Raw genomic sequence first — 12,472 nt, forward strand, 5'->3', positions numbered from 1 at the left:
TCTGACATAAGATAAACTGAAACATATGTTTCAGGGAAGAAAGAGGTGAGACCACCAGAAGTGTTTAATGAGGTACAGAGAAAAGTACCGGCTGTTGAACGCATCTAGTTTCGCAAAGTGAAAACTTAGAAGACTGTGACGACGGTAGTTTGATACCGCCATTGCAGAAGAAGACTAAGACGGAAACTTTGGCAGGAAGAAATGATAGATGTTAAAACAGCCGGTGCTTTATTTTTTGTATAAAAGCACCGGCTGTAGTTATCTTAGATTTCAAAGGTATGGAACTTTTCGATGGTTCCTTCTTCTTCTTTAAACTCGTAATCGTTACCAGGTAAAATGGCATTGGCCGCAATTCCTACGATAGCAGCGATAGCAAGCCCGGAAAGGGTGATTTCTGCGCCAAAGGCAGTAAAGGAGATTCCGCCTACGGAGTTGAAGCCCAAAGCGCATACCAGGATGAGCGCAGCGATAATTGTGTTTCTGGACTTAGTAAAATCAACCTGGTTTTCTACTACATTTCTAATTCCAATTGCGGAGATCATACCATACAGGATCAGAGATACACCGCCGATGATGGCGGCTGGAATCGAGGAAATGAGGAAACTGATCTTTGGTACGAAGGACAGCAGGACTGCAAAGCAGGCGGCGATGCGGATGACCGCTGGATCATAAATCTTTGTCAGCGCCAGAACGCCTGTGTTTTCCCCATAAGTTGTATTGGCAGGTCCGCCGAAAGCGGAGGACAGGCAGGTAGCCAGTCCATCGCCTAACAGTGTTCTGTGAAGGCCTGGATTTGCAATATAGTTGTTGCCCGTTGTAGCGCCGATGGCAGAGATATCACCGATATGCTCCATCATGGTCGCCAGTGCGATTGGCATGATGGTGATGATGGCGCTGACGTCAAACTTCATAATCATAATTGGCGGAAGTCCGACCCAGGATTCTTCACTGATAGCAGAAAGGTCTACAGCGCCAGTGACGACAGCAACGACATAAGATATCACGACCCCCAGGATGATCGGTATGATTTTAGCCATGCCTCTTCCCCAGATGTTGAAAATGATGATGGTCAGAAGTGCAACCAGGGCCAGGAGCCAGTTCGTCTTACAGTTGGTAATCGCTGTAGGAGCCAGAATCAAACCGATGGAGATGATGATGGGACCAGTTACCACTGGCGGAAAAAACCGCATAACCTTCTTTGCACCGAAGGCTTTGATAAAGGCTGACATCACCACGTAAACCAGTCCTGCGGCAAATACGCCGCCGCAGGCGTAAGGCAGCATCTCTGTATTAGGCGTGCCGTCTGCCAGCATAGGAGCCACTGCCGCATAACCTCCCAAGAAAGCAAAAGAGGAACCTAAGAATGCGGGAACCTTCCCTTTTGTCAGAAAGTGAAACAGCAGCGTCCCTAGTCCGGCCATGAGCAAAGTGGTTGCAACGCTGAGGCCGGTCAGGATAGGAACCAGTACAGTGGCGCCGAACATAGCAAAGGTGTGCTGAAGACCCAGTATCAGCATTTTGGGTATTCCCAGTTTAGAAGCATCGTGGATTCCGTGTTTGTTTACATCTTCGTTTGTCATTCGTATAAATCCTCCTTTAATTTGCAAAAACATCTGCGGGCATAAAAAAAATCTTATCACAGACGTGACAAGATTATCTATTATTCTCCCAATATGTAAATCTTGCCGGCATCATGTTACCGACCTAAAGATGTTCTTTTCTCGATAAATACTACATTATTCGTGGACTTCTGTCAAGGGAAAATATATAATGGATATTGTGACTATAAAATTTGAGGTGTAAACAATGAGTGATTTAATTCTATATCTAAGTGTAGCCGTCATCGGCTACTTTGTCGGCAGCAAACTGAGAGCAAAGCAGGAGATTACCAGATGGACTGGCAGAATTCAGACCTTTGCCATCATCGTGCTGATCTTTACCATGAGCATGAGCATGGGATCAAAAGGTGAGGTCATGGAGCATCTGAACTCCATCGGACTATATGCGTTTATTATGACCGTGGTGATTATATTCTGCTCAGTGGCAGCCATCACCATCTCTAGAAAGTTCTTCAAGCTGGACAAGTACGGGAACATAGAGGGAAGCGAAGTACCGCCGGAAGAAATCGCAGAAGAGGAGGAAAAGGCTCAAAAGGACGGCTCTATGACCATCATCATCCTGATATGCGTCGTCGCAGGACTGGCTTTCGGCTATTTCGCTGTGGACAGGATTTTTTCCGATATGGAATTTTTCGCCTCTCTGGCCGGCAATCTGATTACCGTCGGTCTCTGTATTCTGTTGTTCTTTGTCGGTTTTGACATGGGCTTCGAGGGCACTGTCATCGACCATTTTAGAAAAGTCGGACTGCGGGTGCTTGCCTTTCCATTTATCATCATGGTGGGAACCCTGGCTGGCGCTTTGCTGTGCAGTTTGTTCCTGCCTCTCTCCATCAGGGAGTCTCTTGCCATCGGCGCGGGCTTCGGCTGGTATACCTTTGCTCCCGGCATTATCTTGGAAAAGGGCCTGGTGACGGCCAGCGCCGTCTCATTTATGCATAACATCATGCGGGAATACATTTCTGTGTTAATCATTCCGATGACGGCAAAAAAGGTCGGCTATTTGGAATCTATGGCAGTGTCTGGATGCTCCTCCATGGACGTGTGCCTTCCAATCGTGGAAAAAGCGACTCGCGGAGATATCGCCATGTATTCCTTTATTTCGGGCGTGATTCAGAGTATGGCCGTTCCTATTTTGGTGCCACTCATTCTGGGATAATTTCTTTGGAGAGGACGAAATAGATGAAGGATTTGATTACATATACCTTATTGGCAATCATCGGCTATTTTGTAGGCAGCAAAATGAGGGAACACCGTTGGGTCACCAAATGGACCGGCAGAATTCAGACGGCGGCAATCGCTATTTTGCTGTTCACCATGGGCCTAAGAATGGGTTCGAATAATGAAGTGACCGATCATCTCAGTTCCATCGGACTGATTTCTGTCGCTATGACATTGGCAATTATGCTGCTGTCGAGTCTTTCTGCCGCATTAACCAGAAGGTGTATCGGCATGGATCGCTGGGCCGTCATGCAGAATAGAGAAGTTGATTCTTTGGAGGAGACCGTAACGACAGACGAGAAATCAGGCAAGGCGCAGACCGTGATGGCCGTGACCATCTTGCTGTCTGTTATGGCTGGACTTCTGTGCGGTTATTTTTTCGTCGGCAGCCTCTTTGCAGGCCATATGGATCGCTTTGATTTTTGTGCAGGGCTGGCGGTGAACCTGGGTTTGTTCCTGCTGCTTCTTTTGATTGGATTTAACATGGGACTTGACGGAACGGTTCTTGAGAACTTTAAGAAGGTCGGCGCTAAGATTTTGTTTTTTCCTTTTGCTATTATGGCAGGCGCGTTTTTGGCCGCCGCCCTCTGCTCACTGCTGATGGATATCGACTTGCGCCAGTCCTTTGCCGTGACTGCCGGCTTTGGGTGGTATTCACTGGCGCCCGGCATTATTCTGGAACGAGGATTGGCCCGCTGTGCAGCGATTTCTTTTATGCACTGTATTATGAGAGAATACTTTTCATTACTTTTGGTGCCTATTGTAGCCAAAAAGGTCGGATACATGGAAGCAATCGGCCTCTGCGGCGCCACTGCAATGGGCGTCTGTCTGCCCATTGTAGAGAAATCGACGCGGGGAGACGTGACGATTTATTCGTTCATCTCAGGTTTGATTCAAACTGTATCGGTACCGATTTTGATCCCGTTGATACTGGGATAGGAGGATAAGCAATGTTTCTAACTGTAGGAGAAATTTCTAAAGCCCTCGGCATTTCCAACGAGGCCATCCGATATTATGTCAAAGAGGGCATCATCAAGCCGAAGAAAAATGAGGAGAACAACTATTGGGAGTATTCTTCTGACGACTTGATGAAGTTGACCGATGTACTATTTTACAGGACGATGAATCTGACCATGAAAGAAATTAAGCTGATTATGGGCGGCCTGCACTTGGAAGATATCGGAGCGGTCATCGATCAAAGAAAGTCAGATATGATTGGCGAGATCAAAGAGCTGGTCAGTTCCCTTTCAGACTTGGACCTGTGGCAGGAAAACTACCGCAGGGAATTAAACCTGATCGGCAGGTTCACAGTTGGCGCCATGCCGGCAGAGTTCAGAAGATACGGTTGTTTTGAAGAGCCGAACCATATGGCCCGGTATCTGGAGGAATGTTTTGATTTGGACAAAGAGGACTGGGGCGGCGTTTCCATTTCATTTTACTACAATATCAACGAAGTGAGACCAAAGCTGCAGCGATATCTTTCCATTGAAGGTTCGGTCAAATTAAAGGTATCCAATACCTATGACAACATCATTGAGGAGAAAGCAGATCACTGCCTGATTACAGAAGTCCATTACAGTGATGATGTACTTGAGATGATTGAACCCATGATAGATTACGCCTGAAAGCACGATCTCCATCTGACCGGAGAATTCTACGGCCGGGAGGACACGAATTATTATGTAGATGATAAACGGTCTGGACTTTACAAGATTTATGCGCCCATAAAAGATTAGCTGATATTTTGCAGAACTTCATAAATAGGTATTGACCTCGGGGTTACCCCGAGGTTTATTCTTTTGTTAGGCAGAAATAAATACGACAAAGGAGGCTATCAGTTTGAAGGTAGAAGAAATGAAACGGTACATCGATGACCATGCGCAGAATATCATCTCAGATCTGAAAGGATTCGTAGATATTCCCAGTGTGTCTTCCGACAAGGAAAACGTGGACAAAGCGCTGGATTATGTGCTGCAGTTGGCAAAAAATATGGGGTTTGAGGCAAAAAGTGTTCTCAATCACCAGGTAGGTGTGATTGAGATTGGAGAAGGGGAAGAGACGATCGGCATTCTATCTCATGTTGACGTGGTGCCGCCAGAGAATCCCCAGTCTTGGATCAGTCCGCCTTTTGAAATGACAGAAAGAGATGGTCATCTTTGGGGACGGGGAACCATGGACGACAAAGGCGCGATCATCGTTTGTCTCTATGCGATGAAGTGCCTCTTTGAGAGTGGAGAGCCGCTTAAGAAAAAGGTCCAGATGATTCTAGGTACCCAGGAAGAAGTGGAATGGTCTGACATGGAAGCTTATGTGGCGAACTTTCCGCTGCCCGATTATGGATTTACACCTGATGGGGAATTTCCTCTCTGCAATATCGAAAAAGGCTGTATGGACGTAGAGCTGTACTTTGACCTAGATGAAACAAGGGACAGGGACGGCTGGTATTTTACAAGCATCCTTGCCGGACAGGCGACCAATGCCGTGCCGGGCAGCTGCAGCTGTCAGCTGGTCAGATATCAGAATGGGGCGGCAGCAGAAAGCAAGACCCTGACGACGACGGGGAAGCCAGTTCATTCCTGTCAGCCGGAGAAGGGGGAAAACGCTATTTTTAATATGGCGGATTTAGTCGCCCAAACAGAGCACCGCGAGAATCAAATCAGCAGAATTTTGATGATGCTGAAAGAAAAGTTCAGCAGTCTCTATGGAGAGGAAGTCGGTTTGTATAGCGAAAGTGAGATGTATAACGGAGAGTTCGTCCACCGTAACGTCTTTGCGCCGACTTTGGTGAGAACGGATAAAAACCACCTGCTGGTTCATATCAACATCAGATTTGCCTATGGTACAGCAGAGACGGAAATCATCACCAGATTAAGAGAAGTGGCAGAAGCCTATGGAGGGAAACTCCAAGTATCCAGCTCTATGCCAGCGGTGTACGTCAGCAAGGAGAGACCGTTTATGAAAGCCTTCGCACAGGCTTACGAAGAAGGCTCCGGCAGAAAGCATTCGTTTGTCCTGGCATACGGCGGTTCTTACGCCAAAGCCATGCCGGGCATCGTCTCCTGGGGGCCGATTTTTCCCGGTGACGAAGATACCTGTCATGAGGACAATGAGCACATATCGATCAAAAGTCTGCTGGACAACGGAAAAGTATTTGCCATCGCATTAAATAAGGTGGCTCTGTCAGAGCAGAGTTTTAAGTAATTGAGAAGGGAGTTATTTTTATGAGTTTTGGATTTTGGAGTTTAATACCTGTCATCGTTATCATCGTATTTGCACTTATCACCAAGGACACTTTTATTTCCTTATTCCTCGGCGTGGCGACAGGCTTTATCATGGTTGCTGGAGGTAACCCGATCAAAGCCTTTAACGGTTTTCTGGAAACTTTGACAGAGGTCATGACCGATGATAATACAGCCTGGGTATTGCTGATCTGCGGCCTGTTCGGGTCTTTAATCATGCTGATTACTGAAGCTGGCGGCGCCCTGGGGTTTTCCCGGTTGGCGGAACGATTCTTAAAAACCAGGACGGCGTCTATGATTGGAACTTGGATTTTGGGTATTATCGTCTGTGTGGATGATTATTTAAACTGTCTGGCTGTAGGCGCGGCAGTGAGAAAGATCACCGACAAAGAGAGAGTTTCCCGAGAGATGCTGGCCTATATCATCAACTCAACGGGCGTGACGGTATGTGCAATTATTCCGTTTTCATCCTGGGCGGCCTTTATGGGAGGTCTGATGGAAAAGGCTGACATGTTGGGAGGCTACAGCGTATCAGGCGCATATATCCATACGATTCCCTACATGCTTTACGGATGGCTGGCTGTCATCTGCGTGCCGCTCTTTATTCTCAAAGTGATTCCTCTCTTTGGGCCGATGAAGTCTGCTGAGCGCAGGGCGCTGGATACGGGAGAGGTATTTTCTGCGCAGACAAAGGCACAGCTGAAGGCCCTGCCTGATGAAGAGCTGAAATTCAAGGGCAAGAAATGCAGAGCGTTTAACTTCCTGGCGCCTATTATCTTGGTGGCTGTGTTGACTGTAACCACAGAGGACCTGCTCATCGGTGTATTTGCAGCATTGGCGCTGTGTTTTGTCATGTACTTGCCGCAGAGGCTGATGAGTGTGAAGGAATATTTTAACAACATCATGGCCGGGCTGGCCGACATGTTTTCCATGCTGGTCATCATTATTTTGTCTTACACCTTGATTGAAGTCAACGGCCAGCTGGGTCTGGTGCAGTTCGTTGTAGACATCGCTTTAAAAGCTGTCAATCCGGCACTGCTGCCCGCAACTATTTTCATCGTCATCGGCCTGCTGTCTTTCGCTTCGGGCAGTTTTTGGGGGCTTGCAGCAATTGCTTTTCCAATCGTGGGACCTTTGGCTGCAGCACTGGGTGTAAACCCGCTGTTATGCGGCGGAGCTTTGATTTCTGCCGTCGCTTTTGGCGGACATATCTGCCTCTATTCCGACACGGTTATTTTGACGTCTGCATCGACGCAGGTGACAAATGCAGAGTATTTCAGGACTTCAGCGCCGCTGGTAGGGGTTCCTTTTGTCCTGGCCGCCATCGGCTTTGTCATCATGGGTTTCGCATTATGACATGTCCATAAGTTCTGATTAGGTTTTTGATTTTCTTCTGATGGTTTCGCGGAACTTCATTCAGGTAGCTTAAAGGTATTGTAACAGGTATCGTCATTGTGATAAACTATGAGAAAGGAAGAGGAGGATTGGCTATGGCTAAGGGGAAGCTGAGAAAAATGTTGGGGAGCGTGGAATCAAAAGCAAGTATTGACTTGATGAATCTGATCGAGACGCAGAGCAAGATTACGTTAGGGATCTGGGCAGTCACCTATGCAAAAGATCATTATTTAGCGATCTATGAAGAGGTTTGTCCTGCAGAGCGGCGGCTGAGAGAGATTGTAACAGCCTGTGAAGAATATCTGCAGGAAAGCAGGAAGTTGAGCGAGGTTAAGCCTCTGATCAGAGAGGCCGGGCTGATTGGGCGTGAAATCACCGATAACCCAGTCGGCCAAGCGGCAGCACGTGCAATTTCCGCAGCATGTGCCGTGATGCAGACGCCGACCAATGCTCTTGGCTTTCTGTTCTATGGTGCGGCGGCCGTCGCCTATAGCCGTGCAGGCTTGACACAGCCAGCGGAGATTTATGATGAATTGGCCGAGAAAGAATTGGGACAAGCGCTGAATTCTCTGCAGAAGATTGCAGTCTGCAATGAATCGAACCCTGTGAAGATTAAATGGAACTGCTGATACGATAGCAGAAAACCACAGAATAAAAGGATGCTGAATGATGGGTCTTCCCTTCAAACAGCATCCTTTTTTGATATTATAATATTTCGTGATGCGCATTGGTAGGTGACCAATGGACATTAACCATATAATTGTATAGCCCGGCACTGTCTTTCTCTTTAAATAGTTTTAAAATTTCACGGTGCTCGTCATTAATCAGAGCCAGGTACTCCTTGCTTCTACTAGCCTCGTCCTTAGAAAATCCTCTGGTGAAAAATTTACTCTTTAGTCTGGATATAGTATCCTCTAAAACCTCATTATCACATTTTTCAATATACACCAGATGGAATAGGTCTTGTTGTGTTAAGTACATCTCGTAGTTGTCGGTTTTGATGGCCAAATCCATGCTCTGGATATAGAAATCCATGCGAGATAAATCTTTATCAGTTAAAATATTGCAAGTCATCTGAGCAGCAATACCGTCCAGGGCGCCGATTACAACATATAACTCTGAAGCTTCCTTTTCTGAAACACCTTTTAAAACAAAGCCTTTTCTTGGCACATTATCCAGAACACCTTCGCAAGATAACTGAATCAAAGCCTCTCTGACGGGAGTTCTGCTTACAGATAGTTCCTGTGAAATTGCAGTCTCATTAATGCGCTGAGAAGGAATAAGCTTTCCCTCTAAAACTTGTTCTGTAATGTAGCTGTATACATGGTCTTTTAGTGTCTTGTATTTTTTCATACAATTCCTCCAAATTGGTAAGTCTCCGTTTAATGTAACCATAATAGCACAAAATATGGAAAAAAGGAATAAAAATATATATTTGACAGAATTAACAGAATACATTGACAAAATATAATATACGGTGTATAATCCTCTATAATAAAAATTGTATATTATACACCGTAAGAATTGATGAAGAAAAGGAGAAAAGTAAAATGAAAAAGTTTAACCATGTAATCGTGAGAAGACCGTGTAAAGCAATGGTAGAGGGCATTACCTCCGTACCTGAATTAGGCAAGCCTGATTATGAACTGGCATTAAAACAGCATGACGCTTATATCGAAGCACTGAAACAATGCGATGTTGATGTGACAGTTCTGGAAGCTGACGAGAGATACCCTGACTCCTGTTTCGTAGAGGACCCGGCACTGATTACGAGAAAGTGTGCAATCATCACGAATCCTGGTGCAGCATCGAGAAACGGTGAGAAAGACGAGATCGTAGGAGCAGTAAAGAAATTCTTCTCTGACGATCAGATTGAATACATCAAAGCGCCTGGTACCCTGGAAGGCGGAGACGTCATGATGGTTGGCGACCACTTCTATGTTGGAAGATCTGCAAGAACCAACGAGGAAGGCATCAGACAGCTGACAGAAATCCTCGCCAAATATGATATGACTTGCTCTGAAGTAAAGCTGGAGAAAGTATTGCACTTGAAGACAGGTGTCAACTATTTGGAAAACAACAACATGCTGGTATCAGGAGAGTTCATCGAGAAGCCGGATTTTGAAAAATACGACAAAGTTGTCATTCCAGAGGAAGAAGCCTATGCAGCAAATTGCATCTGGGTCAACGATAAAGTCATCGTGCCTGAAGGTTATCCGGCTGTTTTAGAGGCGGTAAAAGGTATGGGGTATGAAACCTTGCTGGTAGATACGTCAGAATACAGAAAATTGGACGGCGGCCTGAGTTGTCTGTCACTTAGATTTTAATTGAGATAAATGAGATGGGAGATGAAGGATTTGAAGAGTCCGTACATAGCAAAGAGACATTGGGATTTTGAAGAGGCTGCTCTGAGCAAGACCAATGAGATGGTAAAACGATATGACGATGTGATCGATCTCAGCATAGGCGATCCGGATTACCCGGCCGATAAGGGATGCATCGACAAAATGCATGAAGAAGCTTTGGCAGGACATACAAGATATACAGAATTCCTGGGCGATGAGGATTTGAGACGGGAAACAATCAAACAGTATAAAGAAGATTACGGATTTGACTTCGACGAAGATGAAATCATCATCACTGCAGGCGGCACCCACGCCATGTATCTGACTATGGAAGCAATTCTCGATGAAGGTGATGAAGTCATCGCTATTGCGCCGTATTATATCTATTACCAACCGCAAATTGAACTGCCAAGAGGGAAGCTGGTAGTCTACAACACACGCAGCGAAGACAACTTTGATGTGGATCTGGCAGAATTTGAAAAACACATTACAAGCCGCACGAAGGCTGTAATCATTAATTCTCCAAATAATCCAAGCGGTAAGGTATACAGCCAGGAAAACGTCAGGGGGATACTGGAAATGGCCGAGAAATACGATTTTCTGGTCATCGCTGATGATATTTATGGAGCATTGAACTATACCGACAATAAAAAGGCGATTTGTTCCTATGAAGAGCGGCCAAAACGAGTGATTACGATATACAGTTATTCGAAAGATTACTCCATGACTGGGTTAAGACTAGGACACGTTATCGCTGATAAGGAATTGATTGCTACTATGAGACGAGTGAATGAAGCAGTCAACTTCACCATTAACTCTATGTCTCAGAGACTAGGCATCGCAGCGATTAAGGGTAGAAAGGAAATCCAGAAAGGGTTGTACGAAGAGTACTATAAGAGGGTGATGTATCTCTATGAACGCATACAAAAAATGAAGAATATCACCTGTACGAAACCAGAGGGTACTTTTTATGTCTTTGCTAACATCAAACAGACAGGCATCAGTTCTATGGACATCTGGGAAAAAATCCTCGATGAAGCCCATGTGTTGGTGCTGCCGGGTAGCGGATTTGGTGAAGCGGGAGAAGGCTATATCCGCATTGCATGCACAGTAGGTATCGATACATTGAAGGAAGCCTTTGACAGATTGGAGAAAATGAAGATTTTTAAATAAACTATTGCCTGATATAGAAGAAAGTGAAAGGTGAAATATGAATATTGGTATTATAGACTGGATCATTATAGCAATATATCTTGCAGGCATGCTGGTAATTGGCTTTATTGCAAAAGGCAAAATCGAAACAATGGATGATTTCATCCTGGGAGGAAGAAGATTTAATAGATGGGCCTTAATCGGCACGATTCTGGCTACAATGGTAGGATCAGGCATGTTGATGGGCGCTGTGGGAAATGTGTACACCAGTGGAGCAGAGAGTTCGGCTTTCTGGATTTACATAGGCATGGGCATCGGTCTGGTCACAATGGGAATCTGGAGCAAGGCTATTAGAAATACCAACGCCAGGTCATTGGCAGAGATTACGTCTGTTTTCGGCGTATCTACAAGACTGGCTGCGGCAATTGTCGTTTCTATTTATGCTGTTGCTTTGGTAGCAATTAACATTGCCGGTCTTAGAACGATTATTGTCTACGTGTTCAGCGGAATTAATATTTCGATTCCTGTAGCGACGATCATCGCTGCGGCAATTTCTATCGCTTATACGGCAATGGGCGGATTCTTTGCAGTCGTTTGGACAGATGTTGCGCAGTTGGGCATTATGATTCTCGGCGTATTTATTATTGGTCCGATTATCGGTTTGACTATGGTAGATGGAGGTATGGACACGATTATTACTACTTATGAAGCAGAGGGGATGACGATCACGAATCCTTTGGCAGGAGGCGTGACTGTGGGAATTGTCGGAACGGTACTGACTTACTTCCTGACATCGCCTGGCGATCCGACCATGCCACAGAGGGCTTTATCAGCAAAAGATGCCAAGACGGCGAGATTTTCTTTTACGACGACGGGAATCATAGCGCTGCTCTTCGGAGTTTCCATTCTCGTCATCGGTGGTGCAATCCATGTCTTGATGCCGGGAATCGAGGCGAAAGATTCCGTGCTGCCATTGTTCATTGCAACGTATTATCCGCCGGTTATCAAGGGAATCTGCTTGGCAGGAACAGTAGCTGCTGTCATGTCCTCCTTTGACTCCTTCCTGATTTTGGCAACGACTCACATCATGTATGACATCGGAAGAACAATCAAACCAGATATGCCAGAAGAAAAGATTTCAAAAGCGCTGCCGAAATTGACAATTATTATCGGCATACTTGGTATCATCGTGGCGTTGTTCATTACAAGTCTGCTTGATTATCTGACCGCGGTATTCAGCATCGTCGGTTCAGCTTTAGTGCCAGTGTTGGTAGCTGCCCTGTTCTTTAAATATAAGACGTCAAAGAGAGCTGCTACCTTATCCATTATCCTCGGCGGCGGCATCCCGGCGGTTCTATTCTTTACCGTAGGATATGACGTACCGTTGGGCGATCCGACATTTATCGGTGTGGGAGCATCTATTTTGACTTTGATTATTGGCTCACTGATTTGGAAGGATAAAGTCAGCGTAGAAGAGAAAGCGGCATAAGCTTAGTAAGGTGGT

Annotated in this window: 11 protein-coding genes; 9 read left to right on the forward strand and 2 right to left on the reverse strand. The window is 45.7% G+C overall.

Annotated features, from left to right (window positions below; genetic code table 11):
• Positions 1–263: 263 nt before the first annotated feature.
• Positions 264–1,580, reverse strand: coding sequence for a uracil-xanthine permease family protein (locus tag BN6539_RS14000; protein WP_067539783.1), 1,317 nt, complete (start codon positions 1,578–1,580; stop codon positions 264–266).
• A gap of 226 nt (positions 1,581–1,806) precedes the next feature.
• Here BN6539_RS14000 and BN6539_RS14005 point away from each other — a divergent pair, with 226 nt between their 5' ends.
• The 6 genes from BN6539_RS14005 to BN6539_RS14030 all read left to right on the forward strand — a co-directional run bounded on the left by BN6539_RS14005 (position 1,807) and on the right by BN6539_RS14030 (position 8,100).
• Positions 1,807–2,775: a lysine exporter LysO family protein gene (locus BN6539_RS14005; protein ID WP_067539786.1), complete on the forward strand. Its 969-nt coding sequence runs from the start codon at positions 1,807–1,809 to the stop codon at positions 2,773–2,775.
• 23 nt (positions 2,776–2,798) lie between these two features.
• Positions 2,799–3,776, forward strand: coding sequence for a lysine exporter LysO family protein (locus BN6539_RS14010; protein ID WP_067539788.1), 978 nt, complete (start codon positions 2,799–2,801; stop codon positions 3,774–3,776).
• 11 nt (positions 3,777–3,787) lie between these two features.
• Positions 3,788–4,462 carry a MerR family transcriptional regulator gene (locus tag BN6539_RS14015; protein ID WP_067539791.1) on the forward strand — a complete coding sequence of 225 codons (675 nt, stop codon included), beginning with the start codon at positions 3,788–3,790 and terminating at the stop codon, positions 4,460–4,462.
• Between the two features lie 214 nt (positions 4,463–4,676).
• Positions 4,677–6,038 (forward strand): Sapep family Mn(2+)-dependent dipeptidase, encoded by a 1,362-nt coding sequence (locus BN6539_RS14020; RefSeq protein WP_067539794.1) that lies wholly within the window; start codon positions 4,677–4,679, stop codon positions 6,036–6,038.
• Positions 6,039–6,058: 20 nt separating this feature from the next.
• Positions 6,059–7,432, forward strand: a complete 1,374-nt coding sequence (locus tag BN6539_RS14025) for a Na+/H+ antiporter NhaC family protein (RefSeq protein WP_067539797.1) — start codon at positions 6,059–6,061, stop codon at positions 7,430–7,432.
• A gap of 134 nt (positions 7,433–7,566) precedes the next feature.
• Positions 7,567–8,100, forward strand: a complete 534-nt coding sequence (locus tag BN6539_RS14030; protein ID WP_067539800.1) for a putative immunity protein — start codon at positions 7,567–7,569, stop codon at positions 8,098–8,100.
• Between the two features lie 76 nt (positions 8,101–8,176).
• On the opposite strand, the gene BN6539_RS14035 is transcribed toward BN6539_RS14030, so the two are convergent.
• On the reverse strand, positions 8,177–8,824 hold the full coding sequence (locus tag BN6539_RS14035; protein ID WP_067539803.1) for a GntR family transcriptional regulator: 648 nt from the start codon (positions 8,822–8,824) through the stop codon (positions 8,177–8,179).
• A 197-nt stretch (positions 8,825–9,021) separates the two neighbouring features.
• Here BN6539_RS14035 and BN6539_RS14040 point away from each other — a divergent pair, with 197 nt between their 5' ends.
• Genes BN6539_RS14040 through BN6539_RS14050 form a run of 3 tightly spaced genes read left to right on the forward strand, consistent with a single transcriptional unit; the run spans position 9,022 to position 12,457 of the window.
• Positions 9,022–9,798 carry a dimethylarginine dimethylaminohydrolase family protein gene (locus tag BN6539_RS14040; protein WP_067539805.1) on the forward strand — a complete coding sequence of 259 codons (777 nt, stop codon included), beginning with the start codon at positions 9,022–9,024 and terminating at the stop codon, positions 9,796–9,798.
• A 21-nt stretch (positions 9,799–9,819) separates the two neighbouring features.
• On the forward strand, positions 9,820–10,989 hold the full coding sequence (locus BN6539_RS14045; protein WP_067539814.1) for an aminotransferase class I/II-fold pyridoxal phosphate-dependent enzyme: 1,170 nt from the start codon (positions 9,820–9,822) through the stop codon (positions 10,987–10,989).
• Positions 10,990–11,026: 37 nt separating this feature from the next.
• On the forward strand, positions 11,027–12,457 hold the full coding sequence (locus tag BN6539_RS14050; protein ID WP_067539817.1) for a sodium:solute symporter family protein: 1,431 nt from the start codon (positions 11,027–11,029) through the stop codon (positions 12,455–12,457).
• The last annotated feature ends 15 nt before the right edge of the window (positions 12,458–12,472 follow it).

Origin of the sequence: Emergencia timonensis (assembly GCF_900086585.1) — a bacterium.
Lineage (GTDB): Bacteria > Bacillota > Clostridia > Peptostreptococcales > Anaerovoracaceae > Senimuribacter > Senimuribacter timonensis.